The organism is Odoribacter sp., assembly GCF_985060555.1.
Genome location: NZ_CFKYFN010000116.1, coordinates 92,528 through 116,641 on the forward strand (window position 1 = coordinate 92,528; position 24,114 = coordinate 116,641).

The following is a 24,114-nucleotide window of genomic DNA, read 5'->3' on the forward strand; positions in this document are numbered from 1 at the left end:
TCTGTTTATTTCAAGAAAGCGGTCAGAGGACTGCTTGCTTCGGCAGCGATACTTTTTCCGGCTAGTCCGGCCTCATAAGCCATCCGTCCGGCTTCGACGGCTACCTTAAAAGCTTTGGCCATTTCCACCGGATTGCCTGCGACGGCTATCGCTGTGTTTACAAGTACTGCATCTGCTCCTAATTCCATCGCTTCTGCAGCATGGCTGGGAGCACCGATACCGGCATCTACGACTACCGGAATATTGCTTTGTTCGATGATGATACGTAAAAATTCACGGGTTTGTAACCCCTGATTCGTACCGATAGGTGCTCCTAAAGGCATCACCGTTGCGGCTCCGGCATCTTCCAGACGTTTACACAATACCGGGTCGGCCTGACAGTAAGGAAGTACAATAAACCCCAGCTTAGCCAGTTCTTCGGTGGCTTTCAGGGTTTCTACCGGATCGGGCAGCAGATAGCGGGGATCGGGATGAATTTCCAGTTTCAGCCAGTTGGTACCGAAAGCTTCCCGGGATAATTGAGCGGCAAAAATGGCTTCCTTGGCATCCCGTACGCCGGAGGTGTTGGGTAATAATTGTACACCTGGACGGAGAATGTGCTTTAACATATCGTCGTTCTTATCTTCCATCCGGATCCGTTTCATGGCTACGGTAACCAATTGACTTTCAGAAGCGATTATCGCTTCTTCCATCACTTGATTGGAAGAGAATTTTCCGGTTCCGGTGAATAAGCGGGAAGTAAAGGTTTTATCTGCAATTTTGAGTGTTTCCATGGTTTATGAATTTAATAAATTTAATATTTTTATTGTTTGCCTTTTTAGGTCAGGACTATTTTTGATCAGGCCCGATAAAGCGATTCCCTGAATACCTGTTTGCATTAGCGGCGGAATATCGGTTTCCGTTATTCCGCCGATAGCGAAGACCGGAATCGAAATCTTATTTTCCTGCATTCGGCCCAATAGAAACCGGTAACCTTCCAATCCGAGGACCGGACTGAGTTTCTCTTTCGTTGTGGTAAAAGCATAAGGCCCCAGACCGATATAGTCGACCTGCTGTTTTTGCCGGAGCAGGATGTCATCCCAGGTGTTACAAGTGGCACCGACGATCTTACCGGGGCCCAGTATCCGCCTGGCTTCCCATGGATCCATATCCTCTTTGCCCAGGTGCACACCGTCGGCTTCCAGTAAACGGGCGACGTCGACCCGATCGTTGATAATAAAGAGTGCCCGGTGACGCCGGCAAATCTCTTTTACCTTTCTCCCTTCACAGAGCATTTCGGCGAGGGAGGCTCCTTTCATACGGAGTTGAATCCAGCGCATTCCTCCCTGACAGACCGCTTCAACCTGCTCGCAGAGGGTCATCCCTTCTTTGGGAGCGGTGATATACTGCAAAGACAATTCACCGAGCCAGGGCTTTGAGTCGGGAGTATATTTTCCAATGCAATGATAACCTAACAGGCTGTTGTTGCTTTCGATAAAGCGGGATACATAGAGCTGTGCTTTATTACAGGAAGTAGCTAGGGCATCTCCTTGAGCCAGGGCTGACAGGAGGGCTGACGATAGGGTACAACCGGTTCCGTGTTTGGTGTACCGACTACGGGGAACCGAGAAATTAGTCGTCCGGTCGGGTTGGAATAAGACGTCGGTAGCATCCACTCCAGCGTTGTGTCCTCCTTTCCAGAGGATATTCAGGTGGTGATCCCGACAGACGATTTGTAACCGATCGGGAGTGATTCCTTCTCCGAATAATCGGTAAAGTTCGTCCGTATTCGGGGTGATAAGATAAACACGGTCAAGGATGCGTTTTAGTCTTTCCTGATCTTCGGGGGTATACCGGTGAAATGAAAAACCGGCACTGGCTTTCAGGATAGGGTCCCAGATTATTTTGAGTCGTTTGTCCTGATCGAGCAAATAATCCAATAACCGGTCCAGGATTTCGAAACTTTCGATCAGTCCGATTTTCAGAAATTCGACATTGTACTTTTGCAATAATAAGTCACATTGTTTTTTGATATCCTCCCAGGCGGTCCAATGTACTCCGGTAAAAGTGTCTTCATTTTGAAAAGTCAGAGCCGAACAAACGCCCAATCCATAACTTCCCGTGGCTTCGAAAGTTTTCAAATCGGCACCGATTCCTGCACCCGAGGAGGGATCGAACCCTGCGATACTGAGTACGAATGGAGTTTTCAGGCGGATGTATCTTTCGATAGCTTCATCGGGATTATTCCAAAGGTACCCTAAAACGGCGATTCCTTCGAAACCGGCTCGGCGGCATAAGCCGGTTTTATCAGGCTCGAGGCCTCCCAAGGCGATCACAGGACAATCGATGTCCGATAAGTCCGGTAATTGCCCGAATCGGCTCCGGTATCCCGTTTTGGAGATACTATCGAAAATAGGACTCAGAAAACAATAGGCAGGACGGAAAGGAAGTTGCCGGATTTCATCCACACGGTGACAAGAGATACTCACGGCATATTGCTGAATATAGTAGATATATTCATTCGCTTGTGGATACTTTAAATGTATTCCGTGCAACCGATATTTTTTCACTAATTCATAATGCTCGTGAAGTACGATCCTGTTCCGGTAGACAGGGAAAATCTGCCGGATAAATCTTTCATACACTTCGGCTGAAGCACCCGGTTTTCTTAAATGCAGGTACTTCAGGCCGTGTGTAAAGAGATGATTACAAATGGCTGCTTCGTCTTTGACCGGAGTGGGTGAAGTAATGACGATTATTTTCATAAATAACTGTTTCGCGGCTCGAGACCTTTATTATTTATTTTCCTGGCTGATTTTTTCCCTTAGTTTTTTACTGGCCCGCATGGAGCAGAAATGTTCACCGCACATGGAACAGAAATGTGCCTCCTTGTGGCCTTCGTCCGGTAGGGTTTCATCGTGGAATTTTATCGCTTTTTCCGAATCGAGTGCCAGGTGAAACTGATCTTTCCAGCGGAATTCGAAGCGGGCTTTACTCATGGCATAATCCCGGAAATAAGCGGCCGGATGGCCTTTAGCTAAATCGGCTGCATGGGCTGCCAGTTTGAACGTGATCACTCCTTCTTTAACATCGTCACGGTTCGGTAAGCCGAGATGTTCTTTTTGAGTAACATAACACAACATAGCGGTACCGAACCAGCCGATCATCGCTCCGCCGATAGCTGAAGTGATGTGATCGTAACCGGGAGCGATATCGGTTACCAGCGGTCCCAGGGTATAGAAGGGAGCTTCCCGGCAGTATTTCAATTGCAGGTCCATATTTTCCTTGATCTTTTGCATGGGTACATGTCCCGGACCTTCGATGATCGCCTGTACATTGTATTTCCAGGCAGTTTGGCAGAGTTCGCCCAGTGTCTTCAATTCTTCGATCTGAGCCGTGTCGTTGGCATCGGCGATACAACCGGGACGCAGGCCGTCTCCCAAGGAAATACCGACATCATATTTAGCCAGAATCTGGCAGATCTCTTCGAAATGTTCGTAAATGAAGCTTTCCTGTTTGTGGGTCGTACACCAATGTGCCATGATCGAACCTCCCCGGGAAACAATGCCGGTAAGGCGTTTCAAGGTCAGAGGCACATGTTTCCAACGCAAGCCGGCGTGAATGGTAAAATAGTCTACTCCTTGTTCGGCTTGTTCGATCAGGGTATCCCGGAAAATCTCCCAATTGAGTTTTTCAACATTCCCGCCGACTTTCTCCAGGGTCTGGTATAAAGGAACCGTACCTACGGGTACCGGTGAATTGCGGATAATCCATTCCCTGGTTTCGTGTATATTCTTTCCGGTCGACAGGTCCATGATCGTATCGGCTCCCCAGCGGAATGCCCATACTGCTTTTTCGACTTCCTCGGCAATCGAAGAAGTTACCGGCGAATTACCGATATTGGCATTGATTTTTACCAGAAAGTTCCGGCCGATAATCATCGGCTCGCATTCCGGATGATTGATGTTGGCCGGAATAATGGCCCTGCCGGCAGCCACTTCCTGCCGGACAAATTCGGGAGTGATATAATCGGGAATATGAGCACCGAACGATTCGCCTTTTTCTTTTTTATATTTTTCCCGGATTCGGTCTGCCAATTGATTTTCCCGGATAGCGATATACTCCATTTCCGGGGTAATGATTCCCTGACGGGCATAGTATAATTGGGATACCTGAGCCCCTTCGCGGGCGATTCGCGGATGGGTATTTACATGTTCGAAGCGAAGAGAATCCAGACTTTTGTCTTCCTGCCTCATTCTGCCGTATTCCGAACTGAGTCCCTCTAATTTAACGGTATCCTGGCGTTCCTCGATCCAGTTTTCTCTCAGTTTAGGAAGACCTTTTTGCAGATCGACAGTATAATTCGTATCTGTATAAGGACCGGAAGTATCGTATACGACGACATCTTCATTTTCAATCTTACTGCCATCCAGATCGACGGTAGGGGATAATTTGATTTTCCGCATCGGAACCCGGATATCCGACCGGGAGCCTGTTACGTAAATTTTTTCGGAACCCGGTAGTGGGCCTGAAGTGATTTCAAAATTTTCCATTATGATTAGATTCTGATTTTAATATACTGATTATTAATTAGGAAAGTCGGTTTATCCTCCCTGTACCGCTTTGATAATGAGTAGTTGCGAACCGTCCCGAACCAATGTCGTTTCCCATTGTGCTTTAGGTACGACCGTATTGTCCAAGGCAATGGCGATGTTTAGGGGAGAAATGTCTTGTTGGGTCAGTACCTGTAAAATAGTGCTGTTTTCGGGGCATTCCGTAGCTACGTCGTTGATAAAAATATGCATGATCTACTGTTTTAGGTTTAGCGGACCATCTGAAAGGGGGAATAATTTTAAAAAATGAAATTTTGCTCACTCTACCTACGCCGGCATTACCCGGATCAGGTTATTGGGTATAATCTCAGCCCGTAATATTAAGGCACCCCTTCTGAAAATCCGGTTCAAAGATAACGGAAAAAAATGATGAAACAAATCATTCGGATCGTTTTTAATCATTTCCAAAATATATATTGGTAAGTATTTTAACGAATGCCAGACATGTATATCCTCTGAATCCAAAATTTCATCAGTAATTTCAGACCCGGATGCCTGAATTATTAAGTACGCAGAATTTAGTTTTGAAGGCAAATCCATTATATCGCATTTTCAGATAGTGTTTCAAAAAGTGTGTAAATTCCAATTTATTTATTTTTGTAATAGAACAGTCAAAAATAACTTATTATGGAATTTACACACTTTTTGAAACACTATCCACTTTTCATATGATAAAGAGGACGAAAACTATGATTTAGAAAATATTAACGTTAGGAAATAATTTGGGATATTATTTTTTTGTTTAAAAAATAATATATTTTTGTAAAAACAAACTAATGTGAAAACGAAGAAAGCGGGAGGAGGAAAATTGCAGGCAAGTTTGTAGCTCTTAAACAATTCTCATCCCCAATATTTTTCTAAAAAAGAAAGGAGGTCGCAATGTGCTAATTTTTTCATATAATTTCGCTGCAAGGCAGGAGATTATAAAATTTATCAGCTGCAACAAACGAGGAGACATTGAAAATAGAAATGTATAAATAAAATTGAAAAACTATAAAAAAGAGAATTATAAAAATAGGTGTGTGTTTATCTCTTGTAGTTCTGGCTACTATCGGTGTGAAAATGACTAACTTTGGGCAAAGTTCTTCAATAGGACTTGCTTTCTCAAACATAGAGGCATTAGCAGCGGATGGAGAGGCTGGCGCTCATGGAAAAAAATGTTCTTTTGGTAAACAATATACTGGAAAGGAATATGATACGGCATATGAATGCATTAATAGAGGTAGAACTGTGTGTATTATTTGGGGAAAATATATACAATTAGGCTCTTCTGAAGGTTATTGTACAAATGCTCAATAGCGTTAAGAGAATGCCTAAATTTGTTAGGTATTCTCTTATTTCGGTTATTAAAAAAGTAACATTATACTTATCTGCAAAGCATACGAGGTATATTATATTCTGATTTAAGCAATTTAATACTTATGAAATATATATATAGAGTTCTTGTTTTTAGTATTTTATTTTCATGTGAAAACAAATCTATTTTTGAAAAGGAAACATCTACAGTTAATAGTTTTCCTCAGACGATTACTTTAAAAGGAGAGGAGCAAAAATTGGAGGCGTTAGGAATTGTTGACATTATGGTAATAGATACTTTTCTCATTGCCTATACTCCGATGAATCATGATTATTATTATTTGGTTTATAGTACATCTAATTTAAAAAAATTAGGAAAGTTTTTACCAGAAGGGAGAGGTGCTAACGAATTCTATGCGCTCGTACATGATAAATGCCATGAAACTGAGGATGGAATAATAAAAACATGGTTAAATAATGGATTTATAAAATATTGCTGGAACATTAGCCAATCCGTAAAGGAAGGCCATACAGTCATAGACTCTGTTATAATGTCTAAAGGAATTTTATCTAGCGGAACATGGTACACTACAAGTAATAATAATGAATTAGTAGGATTTCAATATTCCTCCAATAATATGTACTATATTTCTTATAACTTAACACATCATCAAGAAGTACATAGACATAAAATTTTTTCTCGCAATTTTCCTACACAAAAATTAGAAATAGTTGCGATGAATACTTGCATAAAACCAGACCGCAGTAAAATAGCTTTAGTCGGTTGGAACAACAATTACATTTGTATTTTCAATTCTGATTTTTCGGAATTAAGACCTTTCACGATATACGGTAAAGGTATTTCTATAAACAAAGCCGCAACAATGGAACCTTCTGCCCGCATATTATATTACTCGTGTGAAAATAGTACAGACCGATATTTATATGCTCTTTATGTAAACCAACCGGAAGAAAAACGACAATACCATACTGGTAATGAAGAAATTCACATTTATAATTGGGACGCAAATCCCATTGCTAACATCATTATTTCAGAGAACATCATGTGTTTTGCAGTAGATGAAAAATACAAATGCCTGTATGGTCTGACTAGTGACGAAAAATTATACAAATATGATTTATCCAAATATTTTGATAAATTATGATTAAATATGTCATTACAACATTCATCTGTATCGTAATTATGTCATGCAATTTCTTTGATAAGAACACACAAAAATATCGAAAAATTGCATTGGAATGGCATAATCGTCAAATTATTTTACCTACCAGACTACCTGATAAAGGTATTTGTTGTGACACACTGTATCCGGTTTTGACGACAAAAAAATATAAAATATTCACTTACATTGATACATTAGGCTGTACGGCTTGCAATTTCGGAGCATTGGCTTGGAAACAGTTAATCCATGAAGCGGATAGTCTGAATTACGATGTCGCTTTTCTATTCTATGCTCATTTAAAGAATTATGAAGAGTTCGAGACCTATCTGGAAATAAACAAGTTCAGTTATCCTATTTTTTATGATTATAAGGGAGAATGTAATAAGCAGAATAAATTACCACAACATGTATTCTATCAGACTTTTTTATTGGACGAAAACAATAAAGTGTTGCTAATCGGCAAACCTACACCCGGTAGTAATTTATGGAATTTGTACAAAAAAATCATTAGTCAGTAACATCATCATAAAAAGTCCTTAAACTATATGTCAACATGTGGTTGCCATTATTCTATCTCTATTGATAACGCAACTATTTCAAAAAAGGGGCATTGTACGCTTAAATCAAGGTTAAAATGAACAAGTCGTGTGTTGATTTACACTTACTTTTTATTCCATTGTAATATCAGAAATATCAGGCCGGGGACAAAAATAATAAGGGCGGTGATCTGAAGGGCGAAGGCCAGGGAAATCGAGTCATTCAACCAACCGATAAAAGGAGCCATCGTGGCGAAAATCAGGCGGATGATGAAATTCCGGATCGACAGGACGGTGGCACGCATCTCCGAGAAGGTCTGGCGATTGATATATCCTTTAAGAATAGGAGTGGCGAATCCGCGTACGATATAAAAGAGGAAGAATAAAAATAAACTGAAATAATTCAGGCAGAAAGAGACGGCCAGATAACCTCCGGCGATGAGTATCAGAATAAGGGTATATGTCCGGTTTTCTCCCAGCTTGCGGTTGAGTTTGTCCGAATATAAGGCAGCTATGCCTACAGTGAGGTTCAATACTGTCCACACGATACCGAAAAGCGCGGTCGGAAGTTCTATTTTCATCAATACCGGTTGTACGAACCAGGCCATAGTCAGGGTTGCCGCTCCGATAATGCCGGAGAACATAATGTCGTAGCAAAGGCTTTTATTCGTAAATAGCGAATATCGAATGATTTTCCAGATATTGGCTAAAGGATTGACAATTTTGGTTTTGACATTGAATTCCTGTAAAGTCAAAGCTGCCGGAATACCGATAAAGGCAATCAAAATCTGACAGTAGAAAGGCAGACGGAGCGAAAATGTGGCTAACAGTCCGCCGAAAATACCCGCGAAGGCTTCCGAAAAATTCCCGATCATCGTTACTTTACCTTCATATTTCAGGTATTCGTTTTCCCGGTCGTAATGAAGCATCGTGTCGTATAAAAGAGCCGAATCGGCGCCGGAAACCAAACTTTGGCCTATTCCCAGCAGGATCTCGGCAATAAAAAATGCATAGAAAGTAGAGGATAGCGAATAACAGATGTAGCCTCCGAAAGCGACGATACAACCCGTAATCAAACAATTTTTCCGTCCCCAGGCATCGGCCAGATAACCCGTCGGGATGTCGAGACTAACCAGAACAATCGAGTAGACACTTTTTAAAAGGAAGATATCCTTTAAGCCCAATCCATTTTCTTCGTAAAATAATACGATAATAGGCATAATCAAGGTAAACCACTTGGATACCTTAATCAAATAAAGGGCTGTAATATTTTGTTTTAGCAAGGCCACCTGCAGACTGGTAAATGCAATGACAAAGATAATAAAGATTCAGGATTAGCAGCTGGAGAAAAAAGTTTTTTAAAGAGAAAACAGGTTTGGTATGAAAATTGCACACATTATAATAAAATGTGCAGTAATCTTTTGGTTTTAAATTTTAATATGTATTTTTGTTTCAGATTACAACTAAATAACAGTTTGAACTATGAAAATTGAAAAGATCAGCGATATTTATGAGGTATTGAAAGGATATACCCGTAAAAAGCGTTTAGTGGTTGCTTTTGCTAATGATAGTCATTCTATAGAAGCTGTTTATATGGCAGTAAAGGCCGGATTGGTGGAAGGAATATTGGTAGGGGATACGGAGACTATCAAAGGAGTGTGTAAAGAAAACGGTTATGATGAATCGTGTTTTAAAATTGTCCATGAACCGAATGATGTCCGGGGAGCTGAAACGGCTGTCGAAATGATCCGAAACGGTGAAGCCGATGTTATCATGAAAGGATTGGTGAGTACCGATAAATATATGCGGGCGATCTTAAATAAGGAACGGGGATTGGTAGCGCCCAATGCAATTCTGTCGCATGTAACGGTGATGGAATGCTCGTCTTATCATAAATTATTGACTGTTAGTGATGTGGCTGTGATTCCTTGTCCTGATTTGAATCAGAAAATTTCTATGATCAAATATGTGACGATTACTGCGAGAGCTTTGGGAGTTGAAAAACCGAAAGTAGCGATGATCGCTCCGACGGAACAGGTCTTGCCTAAAGTGCAGTCTACAGTCGATGCTGCCATCTTGTCGAAAATGGGAGAGCGGGGACAGATCCCAGGGTGCATAATCGAGGGGCCGATGGCTTTGGATGTAGCTGTCGATAAAGAAGCTGCCGAAATAAAGAAAATGCAGTCGGTAGTTGCCGGAGATGCGGATTGTTTGATTTTTCCCAATCTGGAATCCGGGAATGTATTTTATAAAACCAATACGAAATTAGGGCATTCTAAACAGGGAGCAGTACTGGTCGGAGCAAAAGTTCCGAGTGTATTGTCTTCGCGTGGAGATAGTGTTGAAACGAAATTGAATTCGATTGCTTTGGCTGCTATTTTGTCGGAATAATTTTTTTTGACACGTTCTCTGGCTTTGCAAGCCACAGGTGCGAGTTCTTCGGGAATTTTAATTATAAACCTCCGGTTTTGATTCATACTTATTGATCGAAGCCGGAGGTTTGTCGATTTATATTGGACTAATCACCCAAAGTCAAATTTTTGACTTTGGGGATCACTTCTTTTTATTAAAAATTCAAAAGAATTAGTTGAGTTGTCCGGATTCAGCTTTCTTGATCATGTCGGCATTCGCCGTGATATATATTTCTACTCTCCGGTTCTGTGCCCGTCCTTCGGCAGTGCTGTTATCGGCCACAGGCTGATCGAATGCAAGGCCTTCGGTCGTCAAACGGGAACGGCTGATTCCCTGGCCTACCAGAAAGTTGGCGACGGCATCTGCACGTTCTTTAGAAATGCGTTCGTTTACTGCACGGGTACCGGTATTGTCGGTATGACCGTAGATGGTCACGTCCGTATCCGGAGAATTTTTCAGGGAAGTGGCGAATTTCGTCAAGGCTTCTCTGGAAGCCGGACTAAGTTCGCTCTTATTGGTGGCGAAAAGGATACCATTGTCGAAGGTTACCTTTATGGCTTGCAGGTTATTGACATCCTGTACAGACTCGACTTTAGCGCCTTCGATCGCTTCCAGTTCTTTTTTTTGTTTGTCCATCCGGCGACCGATTAAAGCTCCGGTTCCTGAACCGACGGCAGCGCCTACTGCAGCACCGATGGCAGCTCCTTTACCCTTTCCGGCAAGAGCTCCGATTCCTGCACCTAAGGCAGCACCACTTCCGGCACCGATCGCGGCACCTTTACCTGTATTACTCCAGCTGGCACACCCTGTAAAAACACTGCCTGAGAAGATCAGACTTCCACCAAGCAATAACATAACAAAAAGATTTCTGATTTTCATGTGTTCTCAATTTAGAATCTTGGTTATTATACGTGCGAAATTAGAAACAATCTGTTAAAAATAAAATTGATTTCAGCTTGAATTTTATATTTTTGTCCGAATGAATTGAAACAGACCTATAAGGGGGAGTTTGTGGTAAGATAAAATTATAAGTTGAAACATGGCTGTATATTTTATTAGCGGGATCGATACAGATGCCGGAAAATCGATCGTTACGGGAGTAATAGCCCGGACGTTGTTACAAAAAGGAGTGCATGTGATCACTCAGAAGTTTATTCAGACCGGATGTGTCGGTATTTCGGAAGATATACTGAAACACCGGGAAATTATGGGGATTCCTCCTCAGGAAGTAGATAGAGACGGTACGACCTGTCCTTATGTCATGACTTACCCGTCTTCGCCTCATTTGGCAGCCGAGATCGACCGGGTAGAAATCGATGTAGAGCGGATTCATCGGTCTACAGAAAAATTAGCTGCCGCTTACGATGTCGTATTGCTCGAGGGGGCCGGTGGGTTGTATGTGCCTGTCAGCCGGCAGTATCTGACGATCGATTATATCCAGGAATATAAACATCCGTTGATATTGGTGTCGTCGTCAAAATTGGGCAGTATCAACCACACCCTGATGAGTCTTGAATTGTGTCGTCTACGCGGTATCGAGGTAGCTTACGTCGTTTATAACGACTTTCCCAACGACAGTGAGTGGATCAAGAATGACTCGATTACCATTATCCGGCAATATCTGGATGAACATTTCCCGGATTGTCGTCTGTTGGAATTACCTGTGGTTGAGGGGGATAAGTGGCCTGAACTGGAATTGAAATAAATCGCATCGCTTCTACAGGGAAGGAATGAGCCGTTCTAGTCGAAAGAGGAACATATGCAAAAAGTAGAATTATTATCTCCGGCCAGGGATCTTGTTGTCGGTAAGGCCGCTATCGATAATGGGGCCGATGCGGTATATATCGGGGCACCTGCTTTCGGGGCCCGTAAAGCTGCAGCCAACAGTCTTGAAGATATCGGGACTTTGGTGAGGTATGCCCATCGTTTTTATTGCCGGGTATTCGTTACCCTGAATACAATATTGTATGATTCGGAGTTGGCCGAAGCGGAAAAAATGATCCGGCAATTGTACGCGATCGGGGTCGATGCTTTGATCATTCAGGATCCGGGCATATTGAATATGGATCTGCCCCCGATTTGTTTGCATGCCAGCACACAGATGCACAATTATGAACTCGAACGAATTAAGTTTTTAGATCAGCTGGGATTTCAACGGATTGTATTGGCCCGGGAGCTTTCGTTGGAGCAAATCCGGGAGATCCGGAAAGAGGTGAAAGCCGAACTGGAAGTGTTTATACACGGGGCTTTGTGTGTCAGTCTGAGCGGACAATGTTATCTCTCTCAATATATGTTCGGCCGCTCGGCTAACCGGGGCGAATGTGCGCAGCCTTGCCGGATGAAATGGACTGTCGAAGATAACAGTGGGAAAAAGTTGATTAGAGATAAATATGTATTGTCTCTCAAAGATTTGAATCTTTCTTCTTATATCGATGATTTAATAGAAGCCGGAGTCGATTCGTTTAAAATAGAAGGGCGCCTGAAGGATGAGAATTATGTGGCGAATGTTACGAATTATTATTCTTCGCTGATCGGGAACCACCCCGGCATTGTGCGGAGTGGTTCCGGACATATCCTGTCGGCATTCGAAGCAGATCCTGAGCGGAGTTTCAGCCGGGGAAGTTCCGATTATTTTATCAGGGGACGGCACAGGGGATTAGTTAATATGGATACGCCGAAATCGATGGGAAAAAAGATAGGGATAGTTAAAGAAATAAAGGGAAATACTATTATTTTGGATGCTATCGGGGAGTTGGCGAACGGAGACGGATTATGCTATTTGGAGCAGGGCGGATTGAAAGGGATAAAGGTCAATGAAGCTGTGGGAAACCGGATTGTTTGTAATGAAACGGTAAAGCTCCGGCCGGGGACCGAATTGTTCCGGAATTACGATCATCGCTTTAATATCCGTTTGGACAAAGTGAAATCCGTACGGAAGATCCGGATAAAAATAAAAGCATGGACAGCGGATCGCTGTTTATGGCTGGAAGTGACCGACGAAGATGGCGTACAAGTGATTTTACGCTCGGAAGAAACTTTTGAAAAGGCACAGAATCCTCAGCAGGCAGAACGCCTCAAACAACAACTCCTGAAATGCGGAGATTCCGATTTTGAGTGTGAGAGTGTAGATTTGAACGGCGAAGAGGTCTTATTTATTCCGGCAGCAGCGGCCAATGCATTACGTCGGAAATTATTGGAAGAATTGATAGAGGCCAGAGAAGCCCGGCGGGAGAAAATGTTACCGGGACATAGGAAGCCCCTGACTTCTGTTCCCGTTGAAGCCGATTGGCACTATAATATTGCTAATCAGGGAGCGAAAAATTTCTATGAAGCTTGTGGGGTACCTGTTGTCGGAGCATGTTTTGAGAAATCGGGATTTCAGTCGGGGGAAAAAGATTTAATGCATACCCGTTATTGCCTGTTGTATGAATTAGGACGTTGCCGAAAAATGCAGAAAAACAAAGATTTGGAATTTCCGCTTTTTCTGGTCAACGACAAACATCGGTTCCGATTGGAATTCGATTGTCAGCGCTGCTTTATGAAAGTAATAAAACATGTATAAAGTTTAAAATGTTGTAAAAAAATGTTACTACCCAACCTACTTTGCTATCGATATTATATTTTTGTTTCCGAATTTATGGAAAATAGAAATAAGCCTAAGGGGCTAAAATAAAAATTTATGTGTGGAATAGTAGGTTATATAGGAACTAAAGAAGCTTATCCTATTCTGATCAAAGGTTTGCATCGTCTTGAATATCGTGGATACGACAGCGCAGGTATTGCCTTGATTTCGGATAATCAAGAATTGAATGTTTATAAGACGAAGGGCAAGGTGGCTGATCTGGAGCGTTTTGCCGAGTCGAAAGATATATCGGGTTGTATCGGTATAGCCCATACTCGTTGGGCTACTCACGGGGAACCTAATGATGTAAATGCACATCCCCATTATTCCCAATCGAAAAATCTGGCCCTGATCCATAACGGTATCATCGAGAACTATACGGTGTTACGGGCCGAATTGGAAAATAAAGGATATATTTTTCGCAGTAATACGGATACCGAAGTCATCGTGTATTTAGTAGAGTATATTATGCGTACCAACCAGGTGGATCTATGTACAGGTGTACAGTTGGCTTTGCATCAGGTGATCGGTGCTTATGCGATTGCATTGATGGACAAAAGCAATCCCAACGAGATCATAGCTGCCCGTAAAAGTAGCCCCTTGGTTGTCGGAATCGGTATGGATGAGTTTTTTTTAGCTTCGGATGCTACGCCTATTGTGGAATATACGGATAAGGTCGTTTACCTCAATGATGAAGAGATTGCGGTGATTCGTAGGGGAGAGCCTTTGAAAGTAGTGGATTTGAATAATGTGGAAATCACTCCTGAGATAAAAAAGCTGGCTATGAACTTAAGCCAGTTGGAAAAAGGAGGTTATCCCCACTTTATGTTGAAAGAGATTTATGAACAACCTCGTACTTTACAGGATTGTATCCGGGGCAGAATCAATGTAGGAGGAAATAGTGTGGTACTTTCCGGCGTAATCGATAATCGGGATAAATTCCTGAATGCCAACCGGATTGTAATTGTTGCCTGTGGTACTTCCTGGCATGCTGCTTTGATCGGCGAACATTTGATCGAAGATTTGTGCCGTATCCCTGTTGAAGTGGAATATGCGTCGGAATTTCGTTACCGGAATCCGGTGATCCATCCGGGAGATATCGTGATCGCCATATCCCAGTCGGGAGAAACGGCCGATACCCTGGCTGCGATAGAGCTGGCGAAATCGAAAGGGGCATTTATCTACGGCATCTGTAATGTAGTCGGTTCTTCGATTGCCCGGGCTACGGATTCGGGTTCTTATATTCATGTCGGACCTGAGATCGGCGTGGCTTCCACCAAGGCTTTTACCGGCCAGGTAACCGTACTTTCGATGTTGGCCTTGACTATTGCTCAGCAGAAAGGGACTATTACCCAAGCTCGTTTCGAAGAAATGGTAAAAGAGTTGCAGGGTATACCTGAAAAGATTTCTATGGTTTTGAAAAATGCCGAGCCGGTAAAGGAATTATCTAAGATATTTACTTATGCCCGTAATTTCATTTATCTGGGACGTGGCTATAACTATCCGGCCGCTTTGGAAGGAGCATTGAAATTGAAAGAGATTTCTTATATCCATGCCGAGGGATATCCTGCTGCCGAAATGAAACATGGACCTATAGCACTTATCGATGCAGAAATGCCGGTAGTAGCTATTGCAACTACCGATAGTATATACGAAAAGACCATTAGTAATATACAGGAAATCAAAGCCCGGAAAGGAAAAGTAATCGCTATTGTCAGTGAAGGCGACCAGTTGGTACACGATATTGCCGATTATTGCATCGAAGTACCTCATGTGTTGGAACCTTTTGCTCCTTTAGTAGCTTCCATCCCTTTGCAATTGCTGGCTTATTACATTGCCGTTAATAAAGGACGCAACGTGGATCAACCCAGAAACCTGGCGAAATCAGTTACGGTTGAATAAAACGGATAGCGGCTTTTAGCCGGTAGATAAAACGGTGCCGACAGTTAAAACAGGAGTAACGGTTTAAAACTGGATTGCATCGTTTTATTCGTTGTTGCTGTTTTATCTGTCCGGCTCCCTTTTTACCGGTAAGGCTATTCTACGATTACAGAAGTCTGTTTTTTGCCATCCATATAGACCGTTACGGGTTTGGCAAACCGGACGTGGCGGACGAATTCTTTTTCTTCGATCAATTGCTGATTTCGAATAATGTCGTAATTGATGAAGGAGCTGTCCGATTCGTAAGGTACGGCAAAGTATCCGACATTCATGGAAGTCACATTGTGAAAGAAATGGGACCCCAGCGAAGCGTCCAGGGGGAAATCCCTTAATCCTTGTTCGACGATAATCCTGGCTTTAGAAATATCCGACCACAATACAGGAATGCCGGTCAATTTGTCCCGTGTTCCCCAACGTCCCGGTCCGATCAGGATATAGGGGGTGTCGGTGGCTTTTAATTTTTCATTGAAAAATTTCACTTCTTCGGCCATCTGTTCGGTGCGCAAGCGGTCGAAATGTCGGGGATCGACATAAATCAGATCCTGAATGTCGGTGATTTTCCCGTTGCCCATTCCTTTGTCGGCCCGTAAGATCGCTTTACTCATATCGATATTTTCTTTGTCGATATCCATATGATATTCATTTTTGATCAGGGGTTTGATCTGCAGGACATAAAATTTCCATTCTTTGTTTTCCCGATTGACTGCAAATTCCATTTCGACGGGAGCTCCCATCGCCTGGGAGAAAATATCCAGCAGTATATCCAGGGTCGAAGCCAGAGGAATATAGTCGTATTGCAGTATGTCCGGAAAGTTGACAATCCGGGGGCCACGTACACTGAAATCGAAACCTATGCGGTCGTTCATAAAATCGTAGACCGAAGCACAATGCTGTAAATTACCGTCTTCTTCTATCGCTTTCAAGTCATAAGATCGGATAGCGGCATCTTCACCGTCTTTCACCAGATTGTAGTCCGGATGGATCATGTCTATGGCATAAAAATATTTTTGCGAATCCCGGGCCATATCCTGGATAGAGGCCAGTTGCAATTTGGGATAACGGGGACAAAAACGATAGGTCTTTTCTCCCCCCACCACATATGCTCCAAGGCCCAGTGCTATGACTGCAAATCCATCTTCCGGTTTAATGTAAGAAAAAGGATAGAAGTTATAGGATTGGGCGACTCCACTGATGTTGGGATAATATTTTCCGTTGTATTCGTTTCCTACTACCTCCTGGAGGATTACCGCCATTTTTTCTTCTTCGATCATACAGTCGATCGCGTGAAAGTAAGCTCTCGAACTATCGGTGAATATCGATGAATACACCAGTTTTACGGCAGTTTCGAGATCGTCGATCCGGCGTTCGATATCGGGGTGGTTATTGGGAATCAAATACGTAGAATAAACACCTGCAAAAGGCTGACTGAGCGAATCTTCGAACAAACCGGACGAGCGTACGGCCAAGGGTTTACGCATCACTTCCAGGTAGGAGCGGAGCTTGTCCCTGAGTTTTTGAGATAAGGGAGCCGCTATGAAGGCCGCTTTCACTTCTTCGTAACTTTCATCACTATAAATAATCCGACTCAACCCATTGTTATCTATGAAGTTATCAAATTCATCCACACCGATGATCGCCGTTTTCGGAATTTCTATCTTTAGTTTCGGGATCAGCTTCTTAAAATCGACGTTTTCGATAAAATTGGACAGGAAAGCCATTCCCCGGCCTTTACCTCCGAAGGAACCTTTACCTAAACGGGTGATGTAACGGTTCGAATCGACTAATTTGGGGTTGTAATTGATGATCCGCCCTTTGATTTTTTTCAGTTCTGCCGCTTCGAATACCCGTAGGATGAATTGCCGCATTTCGGCCGGAGTAGGGAAATCTTCAAACCGGTATCTTTTCAGATGTTTCGCTAAAGTAATTTCCCGGTGGGCCATTAACCAGGTGGAAATACCGTTGCGAATGGAGTGGTATATCAAAGATTCATCCGGGATGCTCAGCAGTTTTTGTTTAAATTCTTCTATCGAAGTGGCTCTGTCGATCGGTTCTCCGTTTTTGTTCCGGAAAATAAAATCTCCGAATCCCAGATATCCTTTGATAAAATCCTGGATATCATGAGCCAGAGTCGGGGAATTTTTATTAATAAAAGCAGCATGCAACTCTTCTGCTTTTACTGTATTTTCTATCTCCTGGCTTTGAAGCATACAGGGAATATACGCTCCGGTTCGCTTGACATAGCGGATCAATTCGATTCCGGCTTCTTCATCTTCCTCTCCATTCCGTTTATAGCGCACATCCGATATGACTCCGATCAGATTTTCCCGGTAATGATCGATAACGTATACTGCCTCTTCATAGTTGGTTGCTAATATTACTTTCGGTCTTACCCTTATTTTCATCACAATACTCATATCGTTGTCCTGAGGTTCTGAGAAAATGAGTTCCTGAGTTTGTGTCATGACCTCAGTATAAAGTAAAGGCAAATAACGGGAATAATACCGGATCGAGTTTTCGACCAATAGGATTACCCGGATATCTCCCAAATGGGTGTCCCGGTCGAGGTTCATTTTATCCTCGATGTATTTGGCCATGACCAGGAATATCTTGGTGGAACCGTTCCAGACGAACAACCTTTCGATAGATTCGTACAACCGATCTTCTATAGTATGAAAATAGGCCAGGTCCGAATTGTTGTTTACCAGCATCAGCTGACAGATATTCGGATACAAATCTTTCAGATGACGGCTGATGACCAAAGGAGTTTGTTTGTCCAGACCGGCCATCAGGATGATCAGGTCGATATGCCTTTCGGACAAAATCTTCAGGGCTTCTGCTTCGCTGGCGACAGAAGTAAAACGGGGGGCGGTATACAGGTTGACCTGTAAATATTCCCCCACGATTTTATCGGTGAATTGCCCTTCCCGTTCGATGGTATAAGCATCATAATAATTGGCGATCAAAAGAATTTCTTTGATTTTGAAGGGCATTAATTCCTGGAAAATGTCCCGGTCGCTCTTTTTACGTTTGTAGATTTTGTGTAGTTCGATTGACATAAACAGATCATTCAATGGTAATAGACTAGCTATCCTGTTGTACAGAATGATGTAAAATTACAAAAGTTTGGCGACTTGACAATGGTTAAATATACATATTGATCATTGCTTCGTATAGTTCTTGTTTACCGCTGGTTTGTTTGGGTTCTCCGTGAGCGATCGCATATTCCCGCAGATCTTCCAGCGAAAGTTTACCTTCTTCGAATGGCCGGCGAGAGTGGCATGGTTGACTTCGATATTTACTTTAAAATCTTTATCGAGGCCGTGTGCTTTAAGAAAACCGATTACCGTTTCTGTATCTGCGTCGTATTGGTGTTTCATCGGTTCCATCGGTTTGGGTTCGATCAGGAATGTTCCCTTAAAACCTTGGCTACGGGCATAATCCCGCGCTTTGGCCAATAGGAGGGCGAGGTGGTTCTTTTCACGCTTCTGATCGGTATTCAGTAGGGACATATAACCTTCACGGCCTCCCCAGAAAACATAGTTTTCACCTCCGAGGGCGATAGTGGCATCCAATGCGTTTTTTATTTGGACAGCAGCCCGTGCCACGACATCGAAATCGGGATTGGTAGCTGCTCCGTTCATATAACGGGCATGTCCGAAGACATTCGCTGTTCCCCACAATAGTTTGCTCCCTGTTTCAGCCTGTTTCTTGCGGGCATAGGCAACTATTTCTTCGTAGGCTTCGATAGAAGCGAGCAGTTTCCCCTGGTAGTCGGAAATGATCCGGGAAGAGAGTTTTATGAAAGGAAAATTCTTTTTTCCCAGGTACCTCTGCATGGAACGCAGGCTGGAGGCGTATACCCGGGCTGTTTCCTAATGACCGCTTTCACGAAGCTCTCGGATTTTCCGTGAAAAATAGAAATAAAAACCGGCTTCGTGGGTTAACACGCCGTAAGTCCTGAACACGTCCTCTATTTCGTATTCCCGGGATTTCTTTTCTATCATTGAAATACACTTTAACAGTACTCTTGAGATACTTTCGCACCTGTGGTTGATCCTCCGAATCGACTCCGGGGTGTTTTCCCCGCCGTCGATAACCCTTCCTTTTACGGGATCAAACAGGGTATCCGGGATACTGAATCCTGTATAAACAACCTTTTTCCTTCGCTTGTGAAGAACCTGCACGACTAACGGGAATTTGCCGGACCGGTTGCTCCTTCCTTTTACCAATACTGTTTTAACTGTTGCCATAAGTTTTTTATTAGTTAGACATTTGACACTTCCTTGTTTCCTGGAAAGGAAGCATAAACTTATATGCATCAAATCGGAAAAAGACCAAAAAAGTTCAGTAACCAAGCGGGAAAATTGCACGAAAGACGGGAAGTCGGTTCCAAACCCGTCGGTAAGGAAACGGTACGTCTTGTATGTATAGGATTTTTTTCAACTTGCCAAACATGAAAAATGGAACAGGGTGAGATGGTAAAGCATGTCCCAATACATCCCCAAGTAAACCACGGGGATTAAGCATGGCAGATGGGATTTTTTCGCTGCACAAGACAAAAAAGGCGGCCCCACCTGCCGCCTGTAGATTGATAAAGAGAGAATTCCATCCTACGCGAGATGATCAAAGCCATATGGATCCAGCTTCCACATCCCCCGCCTGATAGGTATAGGAGATGAACTCCTCAAGCGCCTCCTTCCATGTAAGATTGAAGGTTTTCATGATGGAGTGTAGCGTGCGGTTGCTGTCTTCATCCAAGCTATCCTCCCCGATTAGGTTCACATCTGCCTCCGGGTCCACATCAACAAACTCCTCGCGGCTCCAAAATACCACTACCGGGATGCTCAGGTTAATATCCCATGTTCCACGCTGGATCAATACCCCGGAGGGCTTGTAGAACGGGTCAAAGCCGTTTGTCTGCGGGTTCTTTTTAGAATTGTAGCCGTGATACAGGCGGAGTTTTAGGTCAAACTCCTTGCGGTCCTTCAGGAACCGGATAACTCCTTTTAATCCTACCGGGTTAGTGCCTCCCGTAATTTCCGCCTCGTTGTCATGTTTGGTCTTGTCCCAGGGCGTGGTATCCACGTAGAGATAATCCACCAGTGCCTCCGGATCATTGTCGTCAGCTTCCGGTTTCCCGTCAAAGGTAGGTCTCACGTTCTCCGGGGTGAAGAAATGCTGGTGGATATTCTCCTGCCCGTTCTCCACGAACTGGCCGTTCATCAACTCTCCTTTGGAATTGTAGTAATAGATAAACATCAGGTAAACCGGGGCCGGGGTAAAGTTGTTTCCATTTTTATATTCGCCGTTTTTCTGAACGTAAAACTTGCCCTGGCTTCCTTCAGCAAGGGTCCATCCACTGCCGGTCTTCAGTTCATAAGTGATCTCCTGGACACGTTTCATATACCTGGCCGGGGATTCCGGATTTTGGTGGGAACCTCCGGCCTTCTGTATCTCGTTCCAGTCAGCGTGCAGGTGGCATTCAACGAGGCGGACGGTCATTTTTGCCGGGTCCTCATGCAGTTTGTTCTTCGTCTCGTCTTCTGGTATTACAGGATCCTTGCTGCAAGAGTTCAGCGACAGGACAAGGGACACTCCTATCAGAAGTGCCCACACGGTTTTACATGCAATTGTTCTCATTTTTCTTTTTATTTATTAGTGTTGATTATAGTTGTTATAAATTAAAAAATCCAGTTTACACCGCAACGCACATCACGTCCCATATCATGCGCATAATAACGCGAGCGGTTGGTGTATTCCTTGTACTCACGGTTCAGGAGGTTGTCTGCCGACAGCATGAACCGGACCTGGCGTCCCCGTTTCACGGGAAGTTCAAGAGCAGCGTCGAACCCGAGGAGATGGTACGCCGGGGGAGTATACGGGATAAGATCCGTGTCCGGATCAAACCGCCTCTGTTTTGCGGTGAAACGGTGCCTGATGTTCAGGCGCAGCCTGAGATGCGATTTCGTCTCGTGGATCCACGCAAGTTCATGGCTGAAACGGAAGGAGGGAATATAAGGAAGATAATTACCCTTTGTCCGTTCGTTTGCCCGTATAAAGGAGACGACGGCATGGTAGTCCCATGAACCGCCCGGAGTGAAACGCAGGTCAAAGTCCATACCGCGGAAGAAAGCCGGGGTCTGCCTGTACTGGAAGACCGGGTATGTCCCCGAAATCACGGTGACTGTCTCTTTCTCCGGCCCGTCATAGATATAGCCGTCCACCCATTGCAGGTAACCGTCCAGACAGACGCTGAACATCCCGTCGCCGTAACGGAGGGAAGATATCCATTTGTAGCTTCTTTCCGAGTGCATCGCAGAGTCTCCCCTGACAAACATCCCAGACCCGAGCTCGTTCCCGTTGCTGTACAGTTCATACACGTGAGGGGCACGCCAAGCCAGACCGAAGTTGGAGGTGAGCCTCCAGCGTCTGGAAAGTTGATAGTGTCCTCCCAGGCTGTAGGACACGTTGTTAAACTTTCTTGTCCCGCCATAGGGGCTTCCCGTCCAGTCATAACCACTGGCACGGGTTTCCTGCATATCCAGGCGGAGGCCTGCTTCAACGCCTCCCCTGGCCAGGTGATATTTCCCGATTCCGTATATCCCTGCCTGTGTCTCCGTGTAGTTCGGGATAACGGGCACGAATCCGGTACCCGCGCGGCTGTGGTTCTCGATGAATATGACCTGACCTCCCGCCTCGACCTGCCAGGAGCGGTAATCCCGCTTCCAGCGCAGAAGATGCTGGAATGAATTCAGGTACAGGGAAACCGCCGGAATGTTAGAATCCAGCCGCCGGACACGGTTTTCCTGCCTATCGTCCTTCTGCCAGGTACTCTGCCAGTGAATACTTCCCCCCTTCTTCATGCCGAGCCGCATCCTGCCGAATGCGATCTGATGGGTGACCTCTTGGCAGGGAGGCCTGATACCACGGGAGAAGGGATCCGTGTGCAGGGGGCGACCAAGCCGGATACGTTCCGCCAGCAGGTCCTCGCTACCCATCTGAGCGCTGAGCATCACCCCTGTCCGGCTGTAGAAGCGGCTGTAGAAACCTTCCACTCTCAGACGTCCGCGGTCATAGCCCAGAGAGGCGGAAGCGTGATACTCTCTGGTTCCCGTGTTGTTCAGAAGATAGTGCGCAGTGGAACGGTCCCCGGAATTTGACCAGGTTCCCTGCAGACGCCAGGCGAAATCACCGGGAAAAGCACCTTCGAGCTGTCCGGTAGCCACGTAGCGACGCCCGTTACTTCCGTAAAGTGCGGAGATTCCCCCTCGAAGGGAGCGTTTTCTGAAAGGAAGCGGAGACTGCTCCATGACGATAATCCCTCCAAGGGCATCCGAACCGTATCTTACCGCATCGGAGCCCTTAATTACCGAAACAGAGGAGCTGCCGTTCATGTCCACTTCGGGAGCGTGGTCGGCCCCCCATTGCTGCCCGGTCTGGCGGGCACCGTTATGGATGATTAGTATCCGGTTCCCGTACATTCCTTGGATAACGGGTTTGGATACAGTGGTTCCCGTGCTGATGGAACTTACCCCGCTGACACGTTCGAGCAGGGTGGCAAGCGAGGTTCCCAGCGCGTTCCTGATCTCGGGAGATGAAAGGCGCCGGCTCACCACGTTGGGTGACGCTCCGGCACGTTCACCGGTCACGACCACTTCCCCGAGTTTTTGTATGTTCGGGGAGAGACATACGGTATGTATGCTGCTTTCTTTGAATACCTCGTTCAAAGGCACACGCCGGGAACCGTAACCCAGGCACTGCACGAGGACCGTATCCATGAAACACGTTCCATGGCCGAAAACAATCATTCCACGGGGGGAGCTGACAAGTAACCGTTCCCCGGTCAGGATATAGGCCCCTTCAATGGGAAGCCCGCTTTCCTGGTCAATGACCAGCAGAGTATCGCGTGTGCCCGTCGATTGCCGGTCAGCCTGTACCCGTGCTTCCATGGGAGAAGGGAGGGTACATAGGCAGACAACAAGCAGGCACACATACTGGAGATATGCATGAAATGTCATACTTGAAAAAATATAAACGGGTTATAATCTGTTAAGACGGGACATGAAAAGCCCCTGCACGCAATCACAGTGATGGCATGCGAATCCCTCAAGGGAGTTATGACAAACACACAGGGGGTGCACGGAGGAAATGCGGGAAAAGAGTGACGATGACATCTGTTTCCCCGGAGATAAGATACCTGACAGGTCTGCCAGTCGGAATATAATCGTATATAAAAATCCCTGCCTCGATAAACGGAGAGAGCGTAAAGAGACAGATGGTACAATTTTCAGGAGAATCGTGACGGGAGTGCCCCTGTTCGTTATGGGATACGCACGAATGTTCCCCGTGAACATGAAAAGCTTTCACGAGGAAAAAGGGCATCAATGTCAGCAACAACATGCATGCTATGACAGCCCGCTGTCTCTGTCTTTTTTTCGTACGATCCATTAGTTTGCAAAATTAACGGTTTTAATCATCACTCGCAATACCTACAAATAATGATTTGCAAGCATAAACACCATGTATATTTG

The 24,114-nt window shown here is 44.5% G+C and carries 18 protein-coding genes, 1 pseudogene and 1 riboswitch; of the genes and pseudogenes, 7 read left to right on the forward strand and 12 right to left on the reverse strand.

Features of this window, described 5'->3' with window-relative positions:
• Positions 1-5: 5 nt before the first annotated feature.
• The 4 genes from AC5RDS_RS16950 to thiS are packed head-to-tail and all read right to left on the reverse strand — an operon-like array spanning position 6 to position 4,784.
• Positions 6-773: a thiazole synthase gene (locus AC5RDS_RS16950; protein WP_013610956.1), complete on the reverse strand. Its 768-nt coding sequence runs from the start codon at positions 771-773 to the stop codon at positions 6-8.
• A 3-nt stretch (positions 774-776) separates the two neighbouring features.
• Complete coding sequence (locus tag AC5RDS_RS16955) at positions 777-2,744, reverse strand: thiamine phosphate synthase (protein ID WP_013610957.1); 1,968 nt, start codon at positions 2,742-2,744, stop codon at positions 777-779.
• Positions 2,745-2,774: 30 nt separating this feature from the next.
• A complete protein-coding gene (gene thiC, locus AC5RDS_RS16960; protein WP_013610958.1) occupies positions 2,775-4,532 on the reverse strand; it encodes a phosphomethylpyrimidine synthase ThiC in 1,758 nt (585 codons plus the stop codon).
• A gap of 51 nt (positions 4,533-4,583) precedes the next feature.
• Positions 4,584-4,784, reverse strand: a complete 201-nt coding sequence (thiS, locus tag AC5RDS_RS16965; protein WP_013610959.1) for a sulfur carrier protein ThiS — start codon at positions 4,782-4,784, stop codon at positions 4,584-4,586.
• A 54-nt stretch (positions 4,785-4,838) separates the two neighbouring features.
• Positions 4,839-4,935, reverse strand: a riboswitch (TPP riboswitch).
• A gap of 665 nt (positions 4,936-5,600) precedes the next feature.
• Here thiS and AC5RDS_RS16970 point away from each other — a divergent pair.
• The 3 genes from AC5RDS_RS16970 (at position 5,601) to AC5RDS_RS16980 (ending at position 7,590) form a co-directional block, all read left to right on the forward strand.
• Positions 5,601-5,891, forward strand: a complete 291-nt coding sequence (locus AC5RDS_RS16970) for an NVEALA domain-containing protein (protein ID WP_262496256.1) — start codon at positions 5,601-5,603, stop codon at positions 5,889-5,891.
• A gap of 122 nt (positions 5,892-6,013) precedes the next feature.
• The gene (locus AC5RDS_RS16975) at positions 6,014-7,054 is read left to right on the forward strand and encodes a TolB-like 6-bladed beta-propeller domain-containing protein (RefSeq protein ID WP_013610961.1); all 1,041 of its coding nucleotides are present in this window, start codon (positions 6,014-6,016) and stop codon (positions 7,052-7,054) included.
• A 170-nt stretch (positions 7,055-7,224) separates the two neighbouring features.
• A complete protein-coding gene (locus tag AC5RDS_RS16980; protein WP_146752585.1) occupies positions 7,225-7,590 on the forward strand; it encodes a hypothetical protein in 366 nt (121 codons plus the stop codon).
• Between the two features lie 143 nt (positions 7,591-7,733).
• Here the strand turns inward: AC5RDS_RS16980 and AC5RDS_RS16985 are convergent, their stop codons facing one another.
• Complete coding sequence (locus AC5RDS_RS16985; RefSeq protein ID WP_022160307.1) at positions 7,734-8,828, reverse strand: MFS transporter; 1,095 nt, start codon at positions 8,826-8,828, stop codon at positions 7,734-7,736.
• Between the two features lie 262 nt (positions 8,829-9,090).
• Between AC5RDS_RS16985 and AC5RDS_RS16990 the strand changes: the two genes are divergently transcribed.
• Complete coding sequence (locus AC5RDS_RS16990; RefSeq protein WP_013610965.1) at positions 9,091-9,999, forward strand: phosphate acyltransferase; 909 nt, start codon at positions 9,091-9,093, stop codon at positions 9,997-9,999.
• Between the two features lie 192 nt (positions 10,000-10,191).
• Here the strand turns inward: AC5RDS_RS16990 and AC5RDS_RS16995 are convergent, their stop codons facing one another.
• The gene (locus tag AC5RDS_RS16995) at positions 10,192-10,899 is read right to left on the reverse strand and encodes a YiaD family glycine zipper/OmpA-like lipoprotein (RefSeq protein ID WP_013610966.1); all 708 of its coding nucleotides are present in this window, start codon (positions 10,897-10,899) and stop codon (positions 10,192-10,194) included.
• A 160-nt stretch (positions 10,900-11,059) separates the two neighbouring features.
• Here AC5RDS_RS16995 and bioD point away from each other — a divergent pair, with 160 nt between their 5' ends.
• The 3 genes from bioD to glmS all read left to right on the forward strand — a co-directional run bounded on the left by bioD (position 11,060) and on the right by glmS (position 15,544).
• Positions 11,060-11,725 carry a dethiobiotin synthase gene (gene bioD, locus AC5RDS_RS17000; RefSeq protein ID WP_013610967.1) on the forward strand — a complete coding sequence of 222 codons (666 nt, stop codon included), beginning with the start codon at positions 11,060-11,062 and terminating at the stop codon, positions 11,723-11,725.
• 54 nt (positions 11,726-11,779) lie between these two features.
• Complete coding sequence (locus AC5RDS_RS17005; protein ID WP_013610968.1) at positions 11,780-13,582, forward strand: peptidase U32 family protein; 1,803 nt, start codon at positions 11,780-11,782, stop codon at positions 13,580-13,582.
• A gap of 117 nt (positions 13,583-13,699) precedes the next feature.
• Positions 13,700-15,544, forward strand: coding sequence for a glutamine--fructose-6-phosphate transaminase (isomerizing) (gene glmS, locus AC5RDS_RS17010; RefSeq protein ID WP_013610969.1), 1,845 nt, complete (start codon positions 13,700-13,702; stop codon positions 15,542-15,544).
• 134 nt (positions 15,545-15,678) lie between these two features.
• Here the strand turns inward: glmS and AC5RDS_RS17015 are convergent, their stop codons facing one another.
• From AC5RDS_RS17015 to AC5RDS_RS17040, 6 genes and pseudogenes are all read right to left on the reverse strand, one after another.
• The gene (locus AC5RDS_RS17015) at positions 15,679-18,639 is read right to left on the reverse strand and encodes a PEP/pyruvate-binding domain-containing protein (RefSeq protein ID WP_013610970.1); all 2,961 of its coding nucleotides are present in this window, start codon (positions 18,637-18,639) and stop codon (positions 15,679-15,681) included.
• An 85-nt stretch (positions 18,640-18,724) separates the two neighbouring features.
• The gene (locus AC5RDS_RS17020; protein ID WP_491677496.1) at positions 18,725-18,823 is read right to left on the reverse strand and encodes a hypothetical protein; all 99 of its coding nucleotides are present in this window, start codon (positions 18,821-18,823) and stop codon (positions 18,725-18,727) included.
• Between the two features lie 14 nt (positions 18,824-18,837).
• A pseudogene (locus AC5RDS_RS17025) lies at positions 18,838-19,419 on the reverse strand (TIM barrel protein); the annotation flags it as partial.
• Positions 19,420-20,206: 787 nt separating this feature from the next.
• Complete coding sequence (locus AC5RDS_RS17030) at positions 20,207-21,223, reverse strand: hypothetical protein (protein WP_494222416.1); 1,017 nt, start codon at positions 21,221-21,223, stop codon at positions 20,207-20,209.
• A gap of 41 nt (positions 21,224-21,264) precedes the next feature.
• Complete coding sequence (locus tag AC5RDS_RS17035; protein ID WP_494222417.1) at positions 21,265-23,601, reverse strand: TonB-dependent receptor; 2,337 nt, start codon at positions 23,599-23,601, stop codon at positions 21,265-21,267.
• Positions 23,602-23,698: 97 nt separating this feature from the next.
• On the reverse strand, positions 23,699-24,031 hold the full coding sequence (locus AC5RDS_RS17040; protein ID WP_013610973.1) for a hypothetical protein: 333 nt from the start codon (positions 24,029-24,031) through the stop codon (positions 23,699-23,701).
• Positions 24,032-24,114: the final 83 nt, after the last annotated feature.

Bases quoted from the DNA above. Each gene is read 5' to 3' on its own strand.
- glmS (WP_013610969.1), top strand. From the start codon at position 13,700: ATGTGTGGAATAGTAGGTTATATAGGAACTAAAGAAGCTTATCCTATT.
- AC5RDS_RS17015 (WP_013610970.1), bottom strand. From the start codon at position 18,639: ATGTCAATCGAACTACACAAAATCTACAAACGTAAAAAGAGCGACCGG.
- thiC (WP_013610958.1), bottom strand. From the start codon at position 4,532: ATGGAAAATTTTGAAATCACTTCAGGCCCACTACCGGGTTCCGAAAAA.
- AC5RDS_RS17005 (WP_013610968.1), top strand. From the start codon at position 11,780: ATGCAAAAAGTAGAATTATTATCTCCGGCCAGGGATCTTGTTGTCGGT.
- AC5RDS_RS17040 (WP_013610973.1), bottom strand. From the start codon at position 24,031: ATGGATCGTACGAAAAAAAGACAGAGACAGCGGGCTGTCATAGCATGC.
- AC5RDS_RS16990 (WP_013610965.1), top strand. From the start codon at position 9,091: ATGAAAATTGAAAAGATCAGCGATATTTATGAGGTATTGAAAGGATAT.
- AC5RDS_RS17035 (WP_494222417.1), bottom strand. From the start codon at position 23,601: ATGACATTTCATGCATATCTCCAGTATGTGTGCCTGCTTGTTGTCTGC.
- AC5RDS_RS16995 (WP_013610966.1), bottom strand. From the start codon at position 10,899: ATGAAAATCAGAAATCTTTTTGTTATGTTATTGCTTGGTGGAAGTCTG.
- bioD (WP_013610967.1), top strand. From the start codon at position 11,060: ATGGCTGTATATTTTATTAGCGGGATCGATACAGATGCCGGAAAATCG.
- AC5RDS_RS16975 (WP_013610961.1), top strand. From the start codon at position 6,014: ATGAAATATATATATAGAGTTCTTGTTTTTAGTATTTTATTTTCATGT.
- AC5RDS_RS16950 (WP_013610956.1), bottom strand. From the start codon at position 773: ATGGAAACACTCAAAATTGCAGATAAAACCTTTACTTCCCGCTTATTC.
- thiS (WP_013610959.1), bottom strand. From the start codon at position 4,784: ATGCATATTTTTATCAACGACGTAGCTACGGAATGCCCCGAAAACAGC.
- AC5RDS_RS17030 (WP_494222416.1), bottom strand. From the start codon at position 21,223: ATGAGAACAATTGCATGTAAAACCGTGTGGGCACTTCTGATAGGAGTG.
- AC5RDS_RS16985 (WP_022160307.1), bottom strand. From the start codon at position 8,828: ATGCCTATTATCGTATTATTTTACGAAGAAAATGGATTGGGCTTAAAG.
- AC5RDS_RS16955 (WP_013610957.1), bottom strand. From the start codon at position 2,744: ATGAAAATAATCGTCATTACTTCACCCACTCCGGTCAAAGACGAAGCA.